Source organism: Streptococcus oricebi (genome assembly GCF_017883985.1).
Taxonomy (GTDB): domain Bacteria; phylum Bacillota; class Bacilli; order Lactobacillales; family Streptococcaceae; genus Streptococcus; species Streptococcus oricebi.
Genome location: NZ_PRDG01000005.1, coordinates 134880 through 156576, shown reverse-complemented (window position 1 = coordinate 156576; position 21697 = coordinate 134880). Strand labels below are relative to the sequence as shown.

Sequence of the window (21697 nt, the reverse complement as noted above, 5' to 3'; positions counted from 1 at the left end):
CCTTTCTTAACTAGTCCAGCCTACTTGCCTAACTAAGATTTTCTTTAGACCCAAAGCCAGCAAGATACCAAGGAGGTTTTGCAGGAAGTTAGGAAGGACCTCTGCTAGGGCAGCACCCCAGCCATGTAACAAGCTACCTGCTAGGGCATAACCCGCCACCATGACTAGGCTGGCTAAACAGAGCCCCACCAGTCGAGATTTCCCCTTAAAGCCGGCAAAGTAACCTTGTAGACCATGAAAAAATAGACTAAAGAACATCCACTGGGGATAGCCTGAAAGCAAATCAAGCAAGAAAGCAGACAGGCCCCCGACTAGAGCCCCCTCCTTAGAACCATAAAGAAAGGCTGTTAGGAAAACGCCGACATCTAAGAGGGGCAAAATCCCAGTAGGAGTCGGAACTTTTAGGTAGTAGCCCAGAATCATTGTCAGGGCAATAAGGAGGGAAAGTTGGCTGATTTTATTGGTTGTTTTTTCTCTCATATTGGACAACTCCATATTCATCTGAATCTTGAATCGCGCGATAGACAAAGGCCTTGGCTGCCTTTACTGCAAGCAGCAAGTTCTCTCCCTTGGCCAGGTGGCTGGCAATGCTGGAGGCAAAAGTACAGCCCGCGCCGACATTATTTGAGTCAAGAAGAGGCGACTCTAAGACTTCTAGGGTCTGGCCATCATAAAAGACATCGATGGCCTTTTCTGGGTCAAAACGACTCCCTCCCTTGATGACAACTGCCTGAGCTCCCAGGGCATGAAGTTCTTGAGCCGCCTCTTTCATATCAGCCAAATTTTTAATCTCCCTATCAGCTAAGATTTGAGCCTCGGCTAGGTTGGGAGTGATGATGCTAGCGTAAGGAAAGAATTTGATAAGCTCGCGTCTGAGTGCGCTAACCTCAACATCATGACTCTCCTTACAAACTAAAACCGGATCTAAGACCAGGGGAAGCTCTGCACGCTCCCGCACAAAGTCCAGAGCTAAATCGGCAATCTCAGGATTGGGCAAGAGACCAATCTTGATAACCGAAAAAGGAACTTCCTCTAGACTGGCTAATTCTTGGGCAAAGGTAGGAGCAGCAACAGCTTTCACCTCAAAACCGTCCTGGGTCATAGCTGTCAAGCAGGTCACTGCCACAAAGCCTCTTTGTCCCATACTGGTATAGGTAGTCAAGTCGGCATAAAGGCCTCCACCACTAAAAATATCATTACCAGAAATTGCTAGAATCATCTCATCTCTCATATCTTACCTCCTTTAAGTAAAGACCATTAGGAGCCGCTGTCGGGCCAGCCAGCTGGCGATTTTTCTCGGCTAAAATTTTATCAATCTGTTCCAGAGGCATCCGGCCATTGCCGATTTTCAAGAGGGTTCCGACCATATTACGGATTTGCTTATAAAGAAAACCGTTCCCAGAAAAGGTAAAAATCAACAAATGGCGCTCCTGGTCAAACTCCAAACTAGCCTCTGTAATCGTCCTAACCTTATCCTTTACAGCCGTTCCAGAAGCGGTAAACCCCGTAAAGTCATGGGTTCCTTCCAGCTTAGTAAGGGCTTTTTCTAGCAAGGCTATATCCAAGGGATAGGGAAAGGGAGTGGCGTAGTGGCGCATTAGCGGATTTTTAGGACGACCAATATCTACTAGAAATTCATAGGTCTTGCTGTGCTTGCTATAGCGAGCATGGAAGTCTTTATCCACTAACTCAATGGAGCGAACAGCAATATCCTCAGGCGTCTGGGTGTCCAGAGCAAATCGTAATTTCTCTTCATCGTATAGCTGAGGCAAATCAAAATGCAAAACCTGGCCCAGGGCATGGACACCGCTATCAGTGCGTCCAGCTCCTTGAATGGTTACAGCCTGGCCTCGATTGATTTTTGTCAGGGTGTTTTCAAATTCCTCCTGGACACTTCTGGCATGAGGTTGGCGCTGAAAGCCCGCAAACCGATAGCCATCATAGGAAATAATCGCTTTATACCGTATCATGTTTTTATTTTAGCAAGAAAAAAAGAGGGCTGCAAGGCAGAGAAAAAATAACTGTATGGGGACAGAAAGGACAAGGACGATCTAGCTTTTCACCCACTACAGTTGACAAAGAGCCAAAAAAGGGCCAGACTAGAAACCTTTCCTGCTAAGAACTGGTCCTGGCCTGCCCCTCTTTGAGCTTATTCTCCTTCAAAGGCATCCTTGATATGGTCAAAGAAACCTTTTTTCTGCGGCTTTACCTTAATATTGCCTGCGGCCGCAAAGTCCTGCAAGGCTGCCTTTTGCTTGTCATTGAGACCGGTTGGCGTCACCACATTAACCGTAACAAACTGATCCCCTTGGCCTGTTCCTCTTAGGGTTGGTGCCCCCTTACCCCGCAAACGGAAACGTTTGCCGGTTTGAGTTCCTTCAGGAATCGTTAACTCAACCTTACCATGTACGGTCGGTACTTCTACACTGTCGCCTAGGGCAGCTTGGACAAAGTTGAGATTGAGTTTATAGTAAATGGTTGAGCCGTCACGTTCAAATTCCTTGCTAGGCTCGACTTGAACGACTACATACAAGTCACCGTAAGGTCCACCATTAAAACCAGCCTCTCCTTGACCAGTCAATCGAACTTGCTGGCCAGTTTCGACACCTGCTGGAATTTTAACATGGACACTGTGGGCCTGCTTTTCATGACCAGTACCATGACAGGTCATACATGGGTCCTTGATTTCCTTACCGCGGCCATGACAGACATCACAGGTCACCTGACGGCGCATCATTCCAAGGGGTGTTTGAGTGTCAACATTGACTACCCCCGCGCCATGACAGCGACTACAAGTTACGGGACTGGTTCCCGGTTTGGCTCCTGAACCATCACAGGTATGACAGGTCGCTTCACGATTATATTTGATTTCCTTATCAACTCCGAAAATCGCCTCTTCAAACTTGAGCTGGACTCGGTATTGTAAATCATCACCTTGACGAGGAGCATTAGGATTACGACTAGCACCGCCGCCGCCAAAAATGCTAGAGAAAATATCTTCAAAGCCACCGAAGCCAGAGTCGCCAAAGCCACCAAAACCTCCAGCACCACCGCCAAAGCCACCCTGGGCTCCAGCCGCACCGTACTGATCATAGGACGCCCGCTTTTGCTCATCGCTCAAGGTCTCATAGGCTTCCTGCACTTCCTTATATTTCTCTTCGGCGCCAGCCTCCTTGTTAATATCTGGATGATATTTTTTGGAAAGCTTGCGATAAGCCTTTTTAATCTCGTCTTGGGAAGCATTTTTAGAAACACCCAGACGATCGTAAAATTCAGTATTGTTCATAATATAAGATATTTAGCCGTTAAGCGACTCAAAGAAAAATAGGAAATCTGACGAAGATACAAAAGTATCTAGGAAGATTTATCTTTTTTCACAGAGTCGTAGGCGTATTCAGTTAAGCTCATAAACTAAGCTGGATACAAACTCAAACAGCCTGTGTTCATTTCAGAGAACACTTGTAATCCTTTCTATAAATTTCTAAGAAAGAGCTGCCCCTTATTCACGACTGAAATTTAGGAAATCGATGAGGCTTTCGATGAAAGCAAAGCGATTTATCTCATTTCTCAGCTTTTAGGGCGGGTTCATTTCCTTTCTTTCTAAATCACACCCATTTCGTATCTGGGGTTAAAAATTAACAGTCAATCCTAGCTTTCTAGGAAGATTTATCTTTTTTCACAGAGCCTCTGCCCATTTCCTTTAAACGACTTCAAGCTCTGATTAGCAAAGTAAGGCGGAAACCAGAGCTCCGCCTCTACTTACTATTTTATCGAACTTTAGAAAAATTCCTTGGTCCAGTCGCCATCTATCTTTTCGCGATAGAAAAGTTCTGAAATAGCTGGATTGTCCATCATTTCCAGACTACGTAACATGTCATAGGCCAAATCTAGCTCTGCTAGCTGATTTTTGGCAAACCAGCGCACCTCTCCTTCAGACGAAGAACGCAATTGGCCTTGAAACTCTCCTGCCTTATAGTGAAATACTAGGTAGTGAATACCATCTTTTTCCCAGTGCTTAATCCCAGTCAGCTGAGGGTTACTAATCTCAAGTCCTGTTTCTTCCAAGACCTCACGGATAACCGACTCTTGGAGCGATTCTCCAGACTCTAAATGACCACCTGGGAAGGCCCAGCCCTGCCAGTCCTTTTTTGTCCGGTGCTGGAGCACCACTTGATTGGTCAACTCATTCTCAATCATGCACATATTGCACAGAACTACTCGCTCAGCGCGTTCCATAGATAGCCCTTTCTTTCAAGTACCCTAACAAGGCAATTCAAACTAACATGTAGTTAATCTAGTATAATCACTCGCCCGCTAATTTTTAAGTAAGTGGATAAAATAGTCCGGTGGACAGTTATGATGTACGATGAGAAAAGCGACACCATCTGTTGGCAAGTTAGTAAGCAACTGAGTTTGAGCTAAAATCTCGGAAAAAAGATAAGTCATCTTTTGTGCATCGCACAAGGCGATGACTTCCTATTTTTCTTTCGATTTTTTAACGCTCTCACATCTTACTTCTCCGTAAACTCTCCGTCTACGACATCGTCGTCCTTGTTGCCGTCTGCTTGGCCTGCTGCGCCTTCAGCTCCTGCTTGAGCTTGTTGGGCTGCTGCCGCTTGCTCATAGAGCTTGACTGCTAGAGCTTGCGCTTTTTCATTGAGAGCTTCAAGTTTCGCTTTCATTTCGTCCAAGTTGTTGTCTTCTTGGGCTTTCTTCAAGTCATCTAGGGCTGTTTGAGCTTGAGCACGTTCGTCCTCAAATTGACCTTCTGTTTCTTTAAGGGTCTTTTCAGTTGCAAAGATAGCTTGGTCTACTTCGTTACGAAGGTCCACTTCTTCCTTGCGCTTCTTATCAGCTTCTGCGTTTGCTTCAGCATCCTTCATCATGCGGTCAATTTCTTCATCAGTCAAACCGCTGTTAGATTGGATAACAATGGTTTGTTCTTTTTGAGTACCGAGGTCTTTAGCCTTAACAGATACGATACCGTTCTTGTCGATGTCAAAGGTAACTTCGATTTGTGGAATACCGCGAGGTGCTGCTGGAATATCAGTCAATTGGAAACGTCCAAGAGTCTTGTTATCCGCAGCCATTGGGCGCTCTCCTTGGAGAACGTGGATATCAACAGCTGGTTGATTGTCTGCTGCAGTTGAGAATACTTGAGACTTAGAAGTTGGAATGGTTGTATTACGGTCAATGAGCTTAGTGAAGACACCACCCATGGTTTCGATACCAAGTGAAAGTGGAGTAACATCCAAGAGGACAACGTCTTTGACATCACCAGTGATAACACCACCTTGGATAGCCGCACCCATGGCAACCACTTCGTCAGGGTTAACTGATTTGTTTGGTTCTTTACCTGTTTCAGCCTTAACAGCTTCCACGACCGCAGGGATACGGGTTGAACCACCAACCAAGATAACTTCATCGATTTCAGATAGGCTTAGACCCGCGTCAGACAAGGCACGACGAACAGGTTCTTTTGTGCGTTCTACCAGGTCACGAGTCAAATCGTCAAACTTAGCACGAGTCAGGGTCATTTCTAAGTGGAGTGGTCCAGCTTCACCAGCTGTGATAAATGGCAGGCTGATTTGAGTAGATGTCACACCTGAAAGGTCTTTCTTAGCCTTTTCAGCAGCATCTTTCAAACGTTGAACAGCCATTTTGTCGCTTGATAGGTCAATGCCGTTTTCCTTCTTAAATTCGGCTACCATGTGGTCGATAATCTTTTGGTCAAAGTCGTCACCACCGAGCTTGTTGTCGCCAGCAGTAGCCAGAACATCAAAGACTCCGTCCCCAAGTTCAAGGATTGAAACGTCAAAGGTTCCTCCACCAAGGTCAAAGACCAGGATTTTTTCTTCTTTATCAGTCTTGTCCAAACCATAAGCTAGGGCTGCTGCAGTTGGTTCGTTAACAATCCGTTCTACTTCAAGACCAGCAATTTTACCAGCGTCTTTAGTCGCTTGACGTTGTGCATCGTTAAAGTAGGCTGGTACAGTGATAACTGCCTTGGTTACCTTTTCACCAAGGTATTCTTCAGCATAGCCTTTCAAGTATTGAAGAATCATAGCTGAGATTTCTTGAGGAGTGTACTCTTTACCGTTAGCAGCAACCTTGCTGCTTTCACCCATTTTAGACTTGATAGAGATAATGGTATCAGGGTTGGTTACTGCTTGGCGCTTAGCCGCATCACCAACTATGATTTCCCCATTTTTGAAGGAAACAACAGACGGTGTTGTGCGATTTCCCTCTGGGTTTGCAATAATTTTGCTCTCTGTTCCTTCCAAAACAGCAACAGCAGAGTTTGTAGTTCCTAAGTCAATACCGATAATTTTAGACATATGTTTTACCTCTTATATATTTTATATTTCTATTTGATGTTTTTCTTAAGTGATGGGGGACGGAAGCAGCCACCTACGGTGTCTCATTCCTTAACTTTGAGCCTAAAGTCTCAAAGTTCCCCTACAAGGTAACATCCTGTTACCTTGCTATCGCCACAGCGAAAAACATCGCGTAAACAAGTCTTCGACTTGCATTTTATGACAACATATTTAGTGTAGTAGTTTACCGACTTTTCGGTCAAATCGCTAAGAGTGATGATTTTTTTCTGAATCTAGGCAAGTCGCTGAAGGCTATACTAAAGTATGCCGAGGCGACTTAACGACGAGTCAGAAGAAATCAGCCTCTTAGTTGTAGACCACTACCATAGCAGGGCGCAAAACCCGCTCATGGAGCTTATAGCCCTTTTGGAAGATCTGGGCAATGCTGTCTGCGGCATGATCGTCATCAGCCGGCATGGTCTGGATTGCCATGTGGAAGTTGTGGTCAAAGTCGCCGCCAACTTCAGCTGGAATTTCTTCAATCCCTTCTTCTTTAAGGGCATGAATCAGACTTTCCTGGACCATTTCAAGGCCTTTTTTGACATCATCAGTCAAGCCTTCAACGGCCAAAGCCCGTTCAAGATTGTCTAACGAAGGTAAGATGGCCTTGGCCAAATCTTGACTGCGATACTTCTGCAAGTTCTGACGTTCTTCATTGCTGCGGCGCTGAATGTTCTGCATTTCTGCAACAGCGCGCAGGTACTTGTTTTCAAAGTCATCAGCCCGTTCATTTGCTAAATCCAGCTCTGATTTTTCAGGAGCGGCTTCCGCATTTTCAAGGACTTCTTCTACTTTTTCCTCTTTCAAGTTCTGGACCTGTTCATTTTTTTCTTCTTTTTCTTTTTTTGCCACCGAGTGACCTCCTTTATATAATAATAGGTTTGCAAAATTACATTTTCTAATCGGGTTTGGGTTAGAAGTTCGGGAAAAAGTTGGAGACTCTCAAATCATTGACTCTGTCTCTCCTTCTCATTTCTTCAGGCCTCAAATCTTAATGCACTTCATAATGATTGCTACTCAGATAGCGATAGAAGTCCGTCAACTTCATGGTTAAGACACGATTGACCACATTGACTAGGCCAACCAGGTGTTGGTAGTCCACATTGACCGGGCCAATCAGAGCCAGTAAGCCAAAACCCCGATAGGGAATGAGAAACTTGCTGGTGATAATCGTCAAGTCGGCCAGGCTAGCCTCCTTGCTCTCGGCCACCCTCACTGTCTGCATTTCCTCATCTTGGAGGCTCTCTCTTAGCTCAAAGGCAATCTTTTGCCGATTTTCCAGAAACTGATAGGCCCTCAAATCAGCAAAGTTCAAGAGCTGAACCTTACCTGCCAGCTGGACCTTCTCTGCAAACATCTCTTCAAAGATATGTTCAAAAAGGTCCAAGACATTATCTGTCGTTGTAAAATAACGCTGAATAATTTGAGGTATCTCTGTCCGAATCTTGTAGTGAATATCCAGAACGGTCTGGCCTAAAAATCTCTCCTGAATCAAATTGCGCAGACAAATCAAATCATCTTGGAGAAAATTTTTGGGAATCATAAACTGACTGGTTATCGTAGAAGACTCATCGAGAGTAAAGACCGCTAAAGCCGTATGCTGGCTGAGAACGACGATGTCAAAGGCAGTCAGTCGCTGCCGACTAGGCTCCACATCTAGAGCCAGGGCCGTACAAGCCGTCAAACGAGCTAGGACATCAGCCGCCCTTTGGAGGATATCCTCAAGTTTGAAAAATTCTTGGTCAAAAGCCTTGATGACTTCATAAACCTCATTTTCAGCCAAACTATCAAAGGTCAGAGAATGCTTGACAAAGTATTGGAAACCAGCGATACTGGGCTTACGACCACTTGAGGTATGGGCCTTTTCCAAAAGTCCCTGCTTTTCCAAGGCAGCCATATCATTACGAATCGTGGCACTACTTGATTTTATCGAATCCTGCAAGGCCTTTGAACCAACAGGCTCCTGGGTCTTAGTAAAAATTTCAACAATTAAATTTAAAATCTCATTTTGCCGTTTGGTTACCATTGCATCGCTCCACCTCCCAACCAAGAAAGACTTTCTAGTAGTTAGCACTCTTTATCTCCGAGTGCTAACTCATGATTCTATTATACACGCATTTAGACTAAAGTCAAGCCAAAAACTCAAAAAATTAGCACTCTTTTTGCAAGAGTGCTAAAAATAGGTCTTAGGACTTAGAAAAACTATTGAAAGAGACTAAACAAATAGTCTTGTTTTAACATCTCTAAATTAAAGATGTATGGAATATGTCCAAATGCTTCCGCAAGCGGCAAATGAGCTGTTTTCCATCCTTGTCCATCAGTAATCCAAACAAAGTCAACATCATCCGCCGAAGTCCTAATAAACTGATTTAGTTCTGTAAATTCACCTGCCACAGCCTTTAATTTGCTGCCACCACCACCGTAATAATTGGTTTCAATCAACCAAACCTTGTGCTTTTTTGGACAGTAAACAGCAAGATCAAATCGCCGTTCTGATTTATCTACAGGAACCTCAATATTCCATCTTTCTTTGATAAAAGCAGCTGTTGCTTGAGCCTTAAAATCTAGATTATAGACTCGACTAACTTTAGCAACACTTCTCTCAATAATCCCCTCCATTGTCGTCCCACTGCGATTTTTACGAGCATTACTATCCAAACCAGCCTCTACACCATAAACATAATCAACCAGAGAACGATTAGCCTCTTTTTGCAGAAAAGACAATAATCCTGAATGGTCCATGAAATCAACATATTCTTTGATTCTATCTAAGTCAATTTTAGAAAAGTTCAACTGGTCAAAAGCCATATTATCTTCTTCGTCAATAATTAGAACATCCAAGATCTTTTCTCTACTAGCAATTAGACTGGGAACAACTTTCAATAAATCAGGTTGTTTTGTAAACAATCCTAGGGCTTCCTGGTACATATCCTCTTTGCCGATCAGATAATTCATGGTATTTAGTTCCAGTTCAAATTTCTTTGTCTCCCTAGAAACCTTTTCCCAATTTACATAATAGTCTGGTGTGCGGTTAGTGATTGAGAGGGTTGCTAGAAATTCTTTTAGACGTTGGTCGGAATCTAAGTTGATATATTCTTGTAGTTTCATCATGTGCCACCTCAATAAAGACCAAAGAATGTCATATCATATTCTTCTAGCATAATTTTCACACCGTCGCCGCGTAACATTTCAAAAGAGTCACGATAATTTGGTCTTTTAAAAAAATCATTACCAACGAAAACAAATTGTACAGCATAAGGCTCTTCAGCCTTATCTAACAAACGTTGGTACAATCTTCTCTTATTTCCAAATCCCAGTAATTTTTCATCAACACTCCCTTCTGTCTCTTGCCACTTCTTTTCAACAATATAAACAGTTTTAGTCTCAAAATTCACAAAAACTTCGTCCGGCTTCCATTGTTTTGAGTTGAAATTATCCAGTCCAATATCTGATAAAAAATCATAAAATCGATACTGTGACATAATTTTTCCGACTAAGACATCATCTCGATATACTTCAAAATCTCGAGTAATCTTCTTGTCATTAAAGTTTATCTCCTCAACCTTATAATTAGGCAATTTATCTACAAGCTCCGAAAAGTCTGTATCTTTTTCAAACTTCAAACCATTACGACTCGTATTGGCTCCACCAACACCACCTTTTATCATACTTCCTTCTCCAATCTTGTTTTGGCTATCTTCAAATACTCTTTTTCTGCATCAATTCCGATAAAACGCCTTCCTAAACGTTTTGCTACAACACCGGTCGTACCGCTTCCCACAAAAGGGTCTAAAATATAGTCTCCTTCGCGAGTACTAGCCAAAATAATACGTTCCAAAAGATATTCTGGCTTTTGAGTTGGATGTTTGCCCGCCCACTTTTCAGCTTTCTTAGTAAGGGCGCCAGCCCAAACATCCTTCATTTGTTTCCCATCATTTAACTCTTTCATTAAATCGTAATTATAGTAATGACGAGCCTTTTTATCCGCTTTTCTAGCCCATAAAATCGTCTCTGTAGAGTGAGTGAAGTAACGGCAAGATAAGTTAGGGGCAGGATTGGTTTTCTGCCAAGTGATATTGTTCAAAATCTTAAAACCTTCCTGCTCTAAAGCCATACCTACAGAATAAATATTATGAAAACTACCGGATATCCAAATGGTTCCATTTGGTTTCAAGACTGTCTTTGCTAAACGAATCCACCGACGATTAAACTCATGTTTTTCCTCTAAGGAAGAGACCTTGTCCCAGTCTCCTTTATCAACTGAAACAACTTGACCACCAGAATTAGAAATCCCACCATTACTTAAAAAATATGGAGGATCTGCAAAAATCATATCCATACTTGCTGGTTTCATTTTTGCTAAAAAGTCAAAGGTATCCGCATGAACAAGAATGGTCTTATTTTTATGATAGTATGGTTTGGTCATTAAAACACCTCCATACTTAAATTCGTTATTTGACATAATTGGTTACTATAATTTCTGAAATTCTTCCTCTACTTTTCGAGCTTGCACCATTAGTTCGTATTGCTTCAACATAATGAATCTTAAAATCTTTATAGAGTTCTTCAGCTAGCGGACTGGACGAATTGGATAACATGACATATGCTCCTCGATCACTTAAACGTTTGAAGGTATCTCTCAGTCGAACTTGATCTTGGTACGAAAAACCCTCATGAGTATAGGATGTAAAATCACTGGTTTCAGAAAGAGGGATGTAAGGGGGATCGAAATAAACAAAATCTCCTTTCCCAACCTCCTCTACTGCCTTTTCAAAATCCCCAGATATTATCTGGATATCATATTTGTTTAAGTAACTTGAAATCATCTGGATCATTTCCGGGTCAACTATCTTAGGGTTTTTATAACGGCCATAAGGAACATTAAATTGGTTCTTTGAGTTCACCCGGTACAAACCATTAAAATTCACGCGCAACATATACATAATTCTGGCAGCACGTTCAACATCGGTCATTTTATCTATACGGCCATCACGATCTGCGGCTCTAAGTTCTAAGTAATACTCCTTGGAATTATGAGCTTGATGTTCTTTTAACAAGGCGATTAATTGGAGAGGATTATCTTTAATCTGCCGATAGCAATTAATTAATTCACTATTAAAATCATTTATAAGCGCTGATTCAGGAGCTCTATCAAAAAAAAGAGCTCCCCCGCCTATAAAGGGTTCGTAATATCGATCATAAACTTCTGGCATTAATGCATTTAAATTTGCTAACAACTTACGTTTCCCACCCGTCCATTTAGTAAATGGCTGGAGAATAACCTTCTCTTGCTCTAACTTTGCTATTTTCATAATAGCTATTATAGCACAAAACTCAGCTATTCGATAGCGATATAATGCCTCTTATCCTACTTCCGAATCCCTATATAAAAATAGAAGAAGGTGCTTCGCTCTAAAAATAAAAAAGCGGGAACCAAGTAAAACAGATTGACTCAGCCCCACAAGTAAAACAATCTAAAACAGGCAAAAGAAAGGCAACTTTTGGAGCCCTATAACACTAAGAATGAGAGCTATCTCTACGCAATTTCCAATAATGATAAGCAAAGCGCACAGCAATCCAGGCAATATAAAGATAGAGAGCTGTAAATAAAATATAAAAGGCATCATACATCAACTCTTTGCCAAACGAATGACCCAGCAGACGCTCCCAAAATAAGTAGCCTGAAACAATCATAGACAGTAAAATGAAAACAAGCTGTCTGGCAAGCCGCTGCATCATCATGGTCTTACTTTGGGGATTGTACAAGTCCCCTTCTTCCTCCTCTTGGATATCCTTGGCTGGCTTTCTGAAGTAAGAAAAATTGACGCAAGTATCGATGTATTCCCAACCATAATCTGTAAACAGCTGAATATAAGAGTCCCTTTCTTCGCTGGCAATCTGGCAATAGTCTAGTTTATAGACCACATCTTCTGGCTGGCATTCCTCAAAATGAAAGAGACCGTTGAAACCAACAAATTTCCAACCCTGAGCGTGCATGCTGCGCAGCCATTTTTCTTCTTTTTCGTAATCCGCGATTGTAAAAATCCGCCATTTTGTTTTAGTTTTCATGATTCAGTCAACTCCTTTTTTGCGCGATAATAGGCTCGAAAAACATTTAGCCTTGATAGTGATTGGTAAGATAAGAAGGCCGTTAGCGATAACCAATAAATCTTTGTCCCAATATGATTATCTGTAAAAATGGTGTACAAGAGATAAAGGATGAAAAGAAAAATAAACACTTCACCCCAGACAAGCTTTTTCAACATAGGTAATCTTGCCTCCAGCTAGGTATGACGGTCTTCATAGAGGAGGGCGTCAGAAGCAAGCTCTCCTTCTGCTAGCTTTCTTTTCAACAGCAAAATGCCGCCTTTATCCAAAACCTTGGTCCAACCAGCGTCTTGATAAATTCGAACCATACCAGGCGTCCAAACCTCTTGAGTAAAATCAAAACGATAGACGACATGGGCTGGTTGGCATTCTTCAAAGGTGAAAAAGCCCCACCAACTATAATTAACCAACTCCCAACCCTGAGCGTGTTCTTTTTGCAGACGTTCCTCCAGCCGGTCACTATTTGCTAAGGCATGGCCAGCCAGATTTACAAACACTTTTTTCTTTTTCATCATTGCTCCTCCTGAATATTGCGGTAGAGGCGTTCAATCCGCTTGAGCTCCAAGTCCAGAATTTCCCGTCCAACATCGGTAATGTGGTAAATCCGCCGTTTATTTTCCTCACGCGCAAAGACAATCAAACCGTCCTTTTCCATCTTGGACAAGGTCCCGTACATAGTGCCGGGGCTAATCGTCACCTGTCCCTCAGTCATTTCCTTGACCTTTTGGGTAATGCTGTAGCCGTGCATGGCTTCTCTCAGACAAAAGAGAATATAAAAGCCAGTCTCGGTCATGGGCACATAAATTCTTTTTAATTTTTTATCCACTACTTCTCACCTCGATATATCGAACTTTGATATAAAAAATATATCGCAGTTCGATGTATTTGTCAAGAAAAAATCCAAAAAAAATAAAAACAAACAAAAATCACAGGAAAGCCAACTTATTTCCAAGCTCTCCTGTGATTTGAAAAAATTATCATGACCATAGCCCCTTTAAAAGGCTAGCGACCTGCCGCCTGTAGGCGGGCTAAATACTCCTCTAAGACTAAATTATGGGCCTGCATGTAACGGGCTGACTCCTTGCCAACATAGCGATAGTGCCAATTTTCAAAATCTACCCCTGTAATCTCTGACTTATCCTTGGGATAGCGCAGAACAAAGCCATAGTCGGGAGCCAAAAGACTAATCTTAGCAGCTAGCTCATCACTTTGTCCTGCAGCTGGACTAATATCTAGGGCTAAGCCTGTCTGATGTTCACTGGCTCCGGGAACTTGGATTTGCTTGCGGACCTCGGCTTCAGCCTCCTCGTGAGATAAGCCCTCGGCCTCACCAGCTGCGATAGCTTCATTGTAGAGCTCCGCTTGACTCTCCTTACTCCGATAACCTGAGATCAATTCTTCTGCTGGCTCAATCTGACGAACAGCCTCTAGAAACTCTTTGGCAGCTTGGGCAATCCGACTATCTACCTCAACCGTCTCCAACTTTGTTAAACTAGGGGGAACCAAGTCTGTCGGGTGGTCCCGATTGACCAAGATTAGCTCCCAATCCTTGCTGGAAACTTGGGGTAGGGGAAGTTCAGTTGCCTGGGAACTCGTCATCTCCGAGCTGGAACTGGTCCCTCCAGGCTTATTTTTCAAAAAAGATAGACTGTTAGGCTCAAGCAAGAAAACTGTCAAAAGAATCAAGACCAATAGGCTCAAAATGACAAAGAGGATATTAGTCCAGAGACGTTTTTTATTTTTAATCATTCGTCTCAACTAACTTTGCTCCCGCTTCTCGATAAGAGGTGTCCCCCACAACCTCAATTTTAAATTGACCATTTTCAAATTCAACTACCGTCACAGAACCATTTTGAATCCCATGTGGGCGCCTTTGATCAATCAAATACATAAAGGTCCCGATAGTCATTCCATGACTGACAATCAGAGCATTTCCGCCACCAGACTCCTCTAGCTCCTTGGCCATGGCTGTAAAACCATCTACAATACGACCGCTTAAAACACCCCAGGACTCTGCCCAGTTAGCTGTGTCTACCTCTACCAAGCCTTCGGCCAATTCTGGATAACTCAGCTGGTGGACATGGTCCACATTGAAAATCCTAGGCAAGAGGCCCGTAAAGAGGTCTACATCAAAAGAACCATCAAAACTTCCAAAACACCACTCCCGGATCCGCTTATCATAGGTATAAGTAATCTGATCTCTTAAGCCGAGCTCGTCCAAAAGAATCCCCATAGTTTGAATGGTCCGACCACTATCGCTGGAAAAGGCCCGTTTAAACTCTATACCTGCCTGGCGTAAACCGATTCCCAAATGGTGAATACCTTTTTCCCCCTCTGCTGTCAAGGGAGTATCACTCCAACCTTGAGCCCGGCCAATCGTATTGAACATGGTCTTGCCATGACGAACAATGTACAGTCTTGTTTTTGCCATTTTTATTCCTCCGATTTTATACTCTAAAAATCAAAAACTAGAACCCTAGCCTATTTGAAGCAAGAAGGAACTCCTGCTAAGCCTAGCACTAATCCAATTTTCTTTGAGCATCACTAGACTATTATAACATTTTTGTAAAGAAAACTCTTGTAAAATGAAAAAGAAGGGCTGAAGCGACAAACCTCCTCCTAGAAAGAAAAGGTTCATCACTCCAATCCCTTACAAATCGTAAATAAATCAGCAGAAATCAAAGGAAATTGATGAGTTTCAAGGTCCTCTTTTAGCGCCAAGGCTTGGCTGTTTTTTCCAAGACCTTGTTTAGCTCATTGATATTTTCAAAGCCAGTGGTCCGCAGCCATTCTCGCGCAGCTTCTGGACCTTGCTTGATATAGGCCTTGACACTTCCTGCCCAAGTAGCCCGGCCACAAAGGACCCCGTTAAAGTTGGCCCCAGCCTCCGCCGCAAATAGCAAGGTTTCCTGGAAGAGCTTGGCAGATACACCGGCGCTTAGGTAGATAAAGGGAAGGCTTGAAATCTGACCTTGTTCCTTGAAGAGGGCAGCAGCCTCTTTTTTGCTATAAAGAACTTCCCCCTTGGCAAAGCCTTCTACATAGTCCATATTGAGGGGCACTTCGACCTTTAGAACATCGACATGGTAGCCTTCTTTAGAAAATTCTTTCATGGCTCCCAGGACTTTTGCAGGCTTGACCTTGGCATAGGCCGCGCTCTTGGTATCTGGAATCTTTTCATCATAGGCCAAGATTTCCAAGTAAAAAGGAAGGTCCTCAGCCAGACATTCGGATCCAATCCGCTCAATATAGGCTTCTTTTTGCCGATTGACCTCTCGGCTAGAATCGATATCATAGTAAAGGAGGAATTTGACCGCATCTGCACCTGCCTCCTTGATACGTCTAGCTGACCAGTCTCCGAGGCAGTCTGGTAGGCGCTTGGTCGAGGTCGTATCATAGCCAGTCTTTTCATAGGCCAAAAGGAGGCCTGTTTCTTGACTCAAGACCTTGCTAGCTGCTAGGCCGTATTCGGGGTCCAGCAACATAGACGAGGCATACTGGCTCAATTCTTGGGCCACCAATACTTTGAGCTCCTCCATTTGGGCCCGGCTAGGCTCTGCCTCTTGGTACTGGGCCATCAGACGCTTAAGAGCCCCCCTCTGGTCAAAGGCCAGGGCTGAAATAATCCCTGTCTCACTCGCTAATTTTTCCATGTGCTTGATTTTTCCACTTTTCGTCATCACAGGTCACCTCTTAATCATGGTATTTACCGCCAACCTTTTCCCAATATTCTTGAAAAACTTGGCTTGTGGTTGATTTATTTAGCCGCCGTAAAAGCGACAATATAAGCAATTAGAATTGCCTTTACTGGTCTGAACCTATCACTTGCCTGAAGGGAGGGCCCAGCCATATCTTTCATCAGCCTACTCCCTTTATATAAAGGAACTTTTATAATGTTATTATATTATATTATTATTTTTCTGTCAACGGATTTCTTGAAATAATATAATAATTTTTTCTATCGCAATCATCTTAATCAGAGTCTGCTTTATATTTACAAACAAAAAAGCTCCGTTGGCTAGCAACGGAGTTGATTTTCTTTTAGTTTTTGAAAGAGTGAATCGGGGCGGGAATTTGTCCCCCTCGCCTGATAAAGTCTGCTGAGGAATGTTGGTTGACAGGCATGACTGGGGCTGTGCCCAAGAGACCGCCAAACTCAATCATATCTCCTTCTTTTCCTTTAGGAATCAGGCGAACAGCGGTCGTTTTTTGATTGATGACCCCGATAGCAGCCTCATCTGCAATCATGGCAGCAATGGTTTCGGCTGGGGTATCTTCCGGAATGGCAATCATATCCAAGCCCACCGAACAAATAGCTGTCATGGCTTCGAGCTTTTCTAGATTGAGCGATCCAGCCTGGACAGCGGCTATCATGCCCTCATCTTCTGAGACGGGGATAAAGGCACCAGAGAGACCGCCGACTTGATTGCAGGCCATGACGCCTCCTTTTTTCACCTGGTCATTAAGAAGGGCCAGGGCTGCCGTAGTTCCATGGGTTCCGACCATCTCCAAGCCCATTTCTTCTAGTACACGCGCCACAGAGTCTCCCACTGCCGGAGTCGGAGCAAGGCTCAAGTCTACGATACCAAACTTGACGCCCAGGCGCTCACTAGCTAAGCTACCGACCAGTTGACCAATCCGCGTGATTTTAAAGGCGGTCTTTTTAACGGTTTCGGCCAAGACATCAAAGCTAGCCCCCCTGACCTTTTCTAGGGCCCGCTTAACAACCCCGGGACCAGAAACACCGACATTGATGACCACATCAGCTTCTCCTACCCCATGGAAAGCCCCAGCCATAAAGGGATTGTCTTCAACCGCATTGGCAAAAACAACTAGCTTGGCGGCTCCCATATCAGAAAGGCTGGCCGTATCCTTAATAATCTGCCCCATATCTCGAACGGCTGTCATATTGATACCAGTCTTGGTAGAGCCCACATTGACAGAGGCGCAGACCTTGTCCGTTTCAGCTAGGGCTTGGGGAATGGAACGGATGAGAATTTCATCTCCCTTTTGGTAACCCTTTTGGACCAAGGCCGAAAAGCCACCGATAAAGTCAACCCCAATCTCCTTGGCCGCCCTATCTAAGGCCCGAGCCAAGGGCAAGTAGTCCTCGCTATCTGTTGCTGCCCCAATCAGAGAAATCGGTGTAACCGAGACCCTTTTATTAACAATGGGTATTCCCAGCTCAGCTGCAATCTCATCACCAACTGCAACCAGATTTTTGGCCTTCTTTGTAATCTTCTGATAGACCTTATCAGCAGCCCGGTCAATATCGCTGTCGATACAATCCAGTAGAGAAATCCCCATGGTGATGGTCCGAATATCAAAATTCTGCTCCTCAATCATGGCGATGGTTTCAGTAACTTGCTTTATATCCATGATTCCCCCTTAAAGATTGTGCATGGCATCAAAAATAGCTGCACTCTGAATATTAATTTTGACATTGAGATCTTGCCCAAAGTCCTCTAGTTGACTGCGCAGATGGGTGAAATCCTGCTTTTGGTTGCTGGACACGACTGCCATCATGGTGAAAAATTCGTCTAAGACGGTCTGGGAAATATCATCAATATTGAGACCTAGCTCAGCAATCTTACTAGAAACCCCTGCGACAATCCCTGTCTTATCCTTACCAACGACTGTTATAATTGCTTTCATCTTCTACTCCAATCCTTTTCTTAACATTGTAGCATATTTTTCCTGAGTCTGCAGACTCTTATCCAAGACAAAAAAACACTAGCCGGGAAAGCTAGTGTTTAGGGAGATTTATGAAAAAGAAAAGTTTTAGGATAAGTATAGTATAGACTGGCTGGCTTAAAACTTTCTTAAAATACAGAAAATTTTATTTTTTTAGCTATTCTTTCTCCAATTTTCGTCTATTATCTTTCTATTTATTTTTGAAAAGGCTTACATTTTTTGCTATACTGGAAGTAACATATCTTAATATAAGGAGGCTAAGATGAAAGATTCTTACAAAAAACGTTTGTTCTCTCAAGTCTTAAGCTTGTCAACCGCCTGTCTACTGGCCGTCCTAGTCCAAGGTCAGGTTGCCGCAGATAGCCTTGAAGTAAGTAGCGACTCACCCCAGGAGGCCTCGCTAGAGACCAATCAAGCCAACGAGAAGCTACAAGAAGAAAAAGCCCAGGACAAGCTCCCTGATAATTCTCTTACCAAGGATCAAGAGCAAGCTCCCCTAGGGAAGGCTGACCATCAGGAGGAGGACCTAGCAGCTAAGAAGGCCGTCCTAGCCAACCAGGCTCAGGCAGATAGCACCGAGCTAGCAGACAGCCCCCTTTACATGTCGGAAAAAAATGAAATCAAGGACCAGGTCCAAGGAGCGGGAGACAAGGCTAATGATTTGACCTGGACCCTGGATAATAAGCCTCTGAATGAATGGAAAAGCTGGAATTTAGACCAGGGGGATTTCAGCGGTCCAGACTTTATCAAGGTTAAGGCCAGAAAAAATGGACAAGATCTGGATCTGACGATTGAGACCCAGGAACTCTTTGGCCAGGACCTAAGCCTTCGTGAACCCAGCAATATCCGCCGCAGCTATCGCGCTTATATGGGCCAACATCAATTGGTTGGAAGAACTAGCGATCAGAGCTTGATTATCCGAAAAAACCTTATCTTTAGGCCCTATGAAAGCTTTCATACTCATGAGGAGATGTTGGCGGCCATTGAGCAGAGCCGTAAGGAGGCCAAAAAGGATCGCCTCGTTCAAATTGAGACAATCGGTCGCAGTGCCGAAAATCGGGAGGTCAAACTGGGAATTATCAGCAAGGACCAGGCCAGCATCGACCACTATCTCCGAGAAACTAGTCCTCGAATGTTGACTAGTCCTGACCAAGTCCTAGAAGAGCTGAAAAAGGGCCAGCTCAACTATAAACTCCCCGTTTTAATCAACAATACTCATGCAGATGAGCAACCGGCGATTGATATTATCACCCGCCTCTTCCATGATTTCGCCACCAAAGATAGCTTCCAATTTCCAAGCAAGGACGCCCAAGGTCAGGAAACCAAGCTCACCTTTAGTATCTCAGAACTATTAGAGCGATTTATCTTCCTCTTTAACTTTACGGAAAACCCTGACGGAGATGTAGCCAATACTCGGGCCCTAGCTAATGGACTGGACCCCAACCGCGATGCTGGCTATCAGGCCAATCCTGAAACCCGAATTATTGCTGGTTTAATTAACAAGTGGAATCCTATGGCCCTCTATGATATTCATGGTTTTGTCAAGGAATTTCTCATCGAGCCAGCCACTCCTCCTCACGATCCAAACTTTGAATACGATTTAATGGCCGACCTCTTATTAGAAAACGCCCATTCCATGGGACGGGCTGGTGTCGCCAACTCCAAATACGATAGCTACATCATTCCCAAACTAGATTGGGGCGAAGGCTGGGACGACTCCTTCTCTGGTTACACGGGAGTTTATGCCCTCTATCATGGAATCTTGGGACATACAATTGAAATCCCCGAAGGCAATCAAGCCTCCTTTGATGCCGGCTACCACGCTGTTTTGGGCGGGATTGACTTTTTGAGAAGTAAGCCTGACCAGCTGATGGAAATGCGCCTTAAATTCTACTCTCGGGGAATCAATAAGATTGAAGCCCCAGAGGCTGAAAAGGAATTGGTCGGCCCAAATGGAGAAATCGTCGGTCGGATTAAAAATGGTCGGGACAAGTTCTTCCCAGATTACTATGTCATTCCCATGAGCCTGGATAAGAATAATGCTCTCGATCAAGCCTTTAAAATGATTGACTACTTCAAGCGTAACGGGGTCATTGTCCAAGAATTAAAAGAGGATACAGGTCCTTTCAAGAAGGGAGACCTAGTGGTGGATATGGCTCAAGCCAAGCGTGGCTATGCCAACCATATCCTTTATTCAGGCTCCAATGAATCTAAATGGGGAGCCATGTATGCTGAGTTGGTAGTTAATTTCCCTGATATGAAGGGCTTTAAAGCCTATCAAGTCTTTGAAGACCAATACTTTGCTGGAAAATTAGGGGAAGTCACTAGCAACCAGGCCCAGCGGACTAGTAAGCTTGATTACAAGGCTCCTTACTACATTCTGAGCAATAACTCTGAAAGTGCAGTCAAGGCGGTCAACCAAGCACTAGCCCAAGGCAAGGAGGTCTATCTAACTGAAGATGGTTACATTCTAGATACAGCTAGCTTTGACCAACTGCTCAAGGACTATCCTCTCTATGGCCAGCCCCTCTACAAGCAACCTCTCGGAACTAGACTAAAGCCAGTCAAGGTCTATTCCCCTAACAATTATGCGGCCTGGGCTGGTGTAGAATCTCCTACCCACTCTGCCCTGGTCCTTAAAAGCCTAGGTTTTAATATTGTTAATACCCCTCAAGAGGCCGATGTCATTCTCCTAGAAAATAGCCGTTTTGACGCCTCTATCCTGGGCCTAAAACCGACCATTGTTGTCGGTGGTTCAGCCATGCAACGTTTGGAAAAACTAGGAGTCCTAGAAGGCTTTGATGCGGAACGTTTCAAAGGCGGCAGCGACTATGAAGGGCTTATGCGGGCTATCGTAGATGACCTGGATCCTCTGGCTAGTGGCTATGCCAAAAATGACCTCTTCTACTCTAACTCCGGTAACTGGATTGAAAAAGTCCCAGCAAACTTTAGGACCTTGATGAAGATTGCCGATAGCAACTATTATATCGCAGGTTGGTGGCCCCAAAATGAACTCTTGGCCAATAAAACAGTGGCTATTGCCGGTAGCTACCAAGGCCAAACCATGTTTATCTATGCCGGCAATCCAAGTAACCGCCTCCACCCTGTCCACTTCTACCGCTGGCTCTCCAATGCTATCTTCGGTAGCCAACTAGCCACCTTGCAAGATTTGGCGCAAGATCCTGGTGTTGAGCAAGTGGAAGTCTTGACCGCAAGACCACAAGCAAGGCCGCTAAGCCAGACCACATCTCAAGGAGCAACCTACCAAGCACAGCCGCAAGTCATGCGAGCAGGTGTGCAGCTTCCGCAAACGGGAAGCAAGGAAGATGCAACTGCCTTTCTCCTAGCTGGACTAGTTCTTGCAACCAGCAGCGGCCTTATTCTCTTGAAGAAAAAGGAGGAAAAGGCTCAAGGCTGAGACTAGTTTCACTCTAACCTCACTAGGTTAAGTAAGTGACAGCAAAGATTTTAATTACTAGAGCAAGTAGCTATTCTGTCGCAAGAAAAAAGGATTTGGT

General features: G+C 43.9%; 21 protein-coding genes. 1 reads left to right on the top strand and 20 read right to left on the bottom strand.

What is annotated here, in order from left to right; genetic code table 11:
* Positions 1 to 6 precede the first annotated feature (6 nt).
* The 20 genes from C4K46_RS08865 to C4K46_RS08770 form a co-directional block, all read right to left on the bottom strand.
* Positions 7 to 480 carry an ECF transporter S component gene (locus tag C4K46_RS08865; protein WP_209628657.1) on the bottom strand — a complete coding sequence of 158 codons (474 nt, stop codon included), beginning with the start codon at positions 478 to 480 and terminating at the stop codon, positions 7 to 9.
* Positions 458 to 1231: a bifunctional hydroxymethylpyrimidine kinase/phosphomethylpyrimidine kinase gene (locus C4K46_RS08860; RefSeq protein WP_209628655.1), complete on the bottom strand. Its 774-nt coding sequence runs from the start codon at positions 1229 to 1231 to the stop codon at positions 458 to 460. Before C4K46_RS08860 ends, C4K46_RS08865 begins: the two co-directional genes overlap by 23 nt.
* A complete protein-coding gene (gene truA, locus C4K46_RS08855) occupies positions 1221 to 1970 on the bottom strand; it encodes a tRNA pseudouridine(38-40) synthase TruA (protein ID WP_209628652.1) in 750 nt (249 codons plus the stop codon). Before truA ends, C4K46_RS08860 begins: the two co-directional genes overlap by 11 nt.
* Before the next feature lie 179 nt (positions 1971 to 2149).
* Positions 2150 to 3286 carry a molecular chaperone DnaJ gene (dnaJ, locus tag C4K46_RS08850; protein WP_209628651.1) on the bottom strand — a complete coding sequence of 379 codons (1137 nt, stop codon included), beginning with the start codon at positions 3284 to 3286 and terminating at the stop codon, positions 2150 to 2152.
* A 491-nt stretch (positions 3287 to 3777) separates the two neighbouring features.
* Positions 3778 to 4236 (bottom strand): 8-oxo-dGTP diphosphatase, encoded by a 459-nt coding sequence (locus C4K46_RS08845; protein WP_209628649.1) that lies wholly within the window; start codon positions 4234 to 4236, stop codon positions 3778 to 3780.
* A 275-nt stretch (positions 4237 to 4511) separates the two neighbouring features.
* Entirely contained in the window at positions 4512 to 6338 is a 1827-nt protein-coding gene (gene dnaK / locus C4K46_RS08840) for a molecular chaperone DnaK (RefSeq protein WP_209628647.1), read from the bottom strand.
* Positions 6339 to 6683: 345 nt separating this feature from the next.
* Complete coding sequence (gene grpE / locus C4K46_RS08835) at positions 6684 to 7229, bottom strand: nucleotide exchange factor GrpE (RefSeq protein WP_209628645.1); 546 nt, start codon at positions 7227 to 7229, stop codon at positions 6684 to 6686.
* Positions 7230 to 7368: 139 nt separating this feature from the next.
* The gene (gene hrcA, locus C4K46_RS08830) at positions 7369 to 8403 is read right to left on the bottom strand and encodes a heat-inducible transcriptional repressor HrcA (protein ID WP_209628643.1); all 1035 of its coding nucleotides are present in this window, start codon (positions 8401 to 8403) and stop codon (positions 7369 to 7371) included.
* A gap of 176 nt (positions 8404 to 8579) precedes the next feature.
* Entirely contained in the window at positions 8580 to 9485 is a 906-nt protein-coding gene (locus tag C4K46_RS08825; RefSeq protein WP_209628763.1) for a type II restriction endonuclease, read from the bottom strand.
* Between the two features lie 11 nt (positions 9486 to 9496).
* On the bottom strand, positions 9497 to 10045 hold the full coding sequence (locus C4K46_RS08820; protein ID WP_209628641.1) for a PD-(D/E)XK nuclease superfamily protein: 549 nt from the start codon (positions 10043 to 10045) through the stop codon (positions 9497 to 9499).
* The gene (locus tag C4K46_RS08815) at positions 10042 to 10839 is read right to left on the bottom strand and encodes a DNA-methyltransferase (RefSeq protein WP_209628639.1); all 798 of its coding nucleotides are present in this window, start codon (positions 10837 to 10839) and stop codon (positions 10042 to 10044) included. Before C4K46_RS08815 ends, C4K46_RS08820 begins: the two co-directional genes overlap by 4 nt.
* The gene (locus C4K46_RS08810; protein WP_209628621.1) at positions 10829 to 11689 is read right to left on the bottom strand and encodes a DNA adenine methylase; all 861 of its coding nucleotides are present in this window, start codon (positions 11687 to 11689) and stop codon (positions 10829 to 10831) included. The genes C4K46_RS08815 and C4K46_RS08810 overlap by 11 nt, the downstream gene beginning before the upstream one ends.
* Positions 11690 to 11894: 205 nt before the next feature.
* Positions 11895 to 12446: a DUF2812 domain-containing protein gene (locus C4K46_RS08805; protein ID WP_245335180.1), complete on the bottom strand. Its 552-nt coding sequence runs from the start codon at positions 12444 to 12446 to the stop codon at positions 11895 to 11897.
* Between the two features lie 215 nt (positions 12447 to 12661).
* On the bottom strand, positions 12662 to 13000 hold the full coding sequence (locus C4K46_RS10585; protein WP_245335179.1) for a DUF2812 domain-containing protein: 339 nt from the start codon (positions 12998 to 13000) through the stop codon (positions 12662 to 12664).
* The gene (locus C4K46_RS08795) at positions 12997 to 13278 is read right to left on the bottom strand and encodes a PadR family transcriptional regulator (protein WP_209628760.1); all 282 of its coding nucleotides are present in this window, start codon (positions 13276 to 13278) and stop codon (positions 12997 to 12999) included. Before C4K46_RS08795 ends, C4K46_RS10585 begins: the two co-directional genes overlap by 4 nt.
* Positions 13279 to 13487: 209 nt before the next feature.
* Positions 13488 to 14243 (bottom strand): M15 family metallopeptidase, encoded by a 756-nt coding sequence (locus C4K46_RS08790; protein ID WP_420853782.1) that lies wholly within the window; start codon positions 14241 to 14243, stop codon positions 13488 to 13490.
* Positions 14227 to 14916, bottom strand: a complete 690-nt coding sequence (locus tag C4K46_RS08785; RefSeq protein ID WP_209628617.1) for a histidine phosphatase family protein — start codon at positions 14914 to 14916, stop codon at positions 14227 to 14229. The genes C4K46_RS08790 and C4K46_RS08785 overlap by 17 nt, the downstream gene beginning before the upstream one ends.
* 280 nt (positions 14917 to 15196) lie before the next feature.
* Complete coding sequence (lacD, locus tag C4K46_RS08780) at positions 15197 to 16165, bottom strand: tagatose-bisphosphate aldolase (RefSeq protein WP_245335178.1); 969 nt, start codon at positions 16163 to 16165, stop codon at positions 15197 to 15199.
* 361 nt (positions 16166 to 16526) lie between these two features.
* Entirely contained in the window at positions 16527 to 17864 is a 1338-nt protein-coding gene (locus C4K46_RS08775) for a PFL family protein (RefSeq protein ID WP_209628613.1), read from the bottom strand.
* A gap of 9 nt (positions 17865 to 17873) precedes the next feature.
* On the bottom strand, positions 17874 to 18140 hold the full coding sequence (locus C4K46_RS08770) for an ACT domain-containing protein (RefSeq protein ID WP_209628611.1): 267 nt from the start codon (positions 18138 to 18140) through the stop codon (positions 17874 to 17876).
* 301 nt (positions 18141 to 18441) lie between these two features.
* On the opposite strand from C4K46_RS08770, the gene C4K46_RS08765 reads away from it, so the two are divergent.
* Positions 18442 to 21597, top strand: coding sequence for a M14 family metallopeptidase (locus C4K46_RS08765; protein WP_209628609.1), 3156 nt, complete (start codon positions 18442 to 18444; stop codon positions 21595 to 21597).
* Positions 21598 to 21697: the final 100 nt, after the last annotated feature.

Coding starts and splice junctions, on each gene's coding strand:
- C4K46_RS08865 (WP_209628657.1), bottom strand. CDS start 480: ATGAGAGAAAAAACAACCAATAAAATCAGCCAACTTTCCCTCCTTATT.
- C4K46_RS08860 (WP_209628655.1), bottom strand. CDS start 1,231: ATGAGAGATGAGATGATTCTAGCAATTTCTGGTAATGATATTTTTAGT.
- truA (WP_209628652.1), bottom strand. CDS start 1,970: ATGATACGGTATAAAGCGATTATTTCCTATGATGGCTATCGGTTTGCG.
- dnaJ (WP_209628651.1), bottom strand. CDS start 3,286: ATGAACAATACTGAATTTTACGATCGTCTGGGTGTTTCTAAAAATGCT.
- C4K46_RS08845 (WP_209628649.1), bottom strand. CDS start 4,236: ATGGAACGCGCTGAGCGAGTAGTTCTGTGCAATATGTGCATGATTGAG.
- dnaK (WP_209628647.1), bottom strand. CDS start 6,338: ATGTCTAAAATTATCGGTATTGACTTAGGAACTACAAACTCTGCTGTT.
- hrcA (WP_209628643.1), bottom strand. CDS start 8,403: ATGGTAACCAAACGGCAAAATGAGATTTTAAATTTAATTGTTGAAATT.
- C4K46_RS08825 (WP_209628763.1), bottom strand. CDS start 9,485: ATGAAACTACAAGAATATATCAACTTAGATTCCGACCAACGTCTAAAA.
- C4K46_RS08820 (WP_209628641.1), bottom strand. CDS start 10,045: ATGATAAAAGGTGGTGTTGGTGGAGCCAATACGAGTCGTAATGGTTTG.
- C4K46_RS08815 (WP_209628639.1), bottom strand. CDS start 10,839: ATGTCAAATAACGAATTTAAGTATGGAGGTGTTTTAATGACCAAACCA.
- C4K46_RS08810 (WP_209628621.1), bottom strand. CDS start 11,689: ATGAAAATAGCAAAGTTAGAGCAAGAGAAGGTTATTCTCCAGCCATTT.
- C4K46_RS08805 (WP_245335180.1), bottom strand. CDS start 12,446: ATGAAAACTAAAACAAAATGGCGGATTTTTACAATCGCGGATTACGAA.
- C4K46_RS10585 (WP_245335179.1), bottom strand. CDS start 13,000: ATGATGAAAAAGAAAAAAGTGTTTGTAAATCTGGCTGGCCATGCCTTA.
- C4K46_RS08795 (WP_209628760.1), bottom strand. CDS start 13,278: ATGACCGAGACTGGCTTTTATATTCTCTTTTGTCTGAGAGAAGCCATG.
- C4K46_RS08785 (WP_209628617.1), bottom strand. CDS start 14,916: ATGGCAAAAACAAGACTGTACATTGTTCGTCATGGCAAGACCATGTTC.
- lacD (WP_245335178.1), bottom strand. CDS start 16,165: ATGACGAAAAGTGGAAAAATCAAGCACATGGAAAAATTAGCGAGTGAG.
- C4K46_RS08775 (WP_209628613.1), bottom strand. CDS start 17,864: ATGGATATAAAGCAAGTTACTGAAACCATCGCCATGATTGAGGAGCAG.
- C4K46_RS08770 (WP_209628611.1), bottom strand. CDS start 18,140: ATGAAAGCAATTATAACAGTCGTTGGTAAGGATAAGACAGGGATTGTC.
- C4K46_RS08765 (WP_209628609.1), top strand. CDS start 18,442: ATGAAAGATTCTTACAAAAAACGTTTGTTCTCTCAAGTCTTAAGCTTG.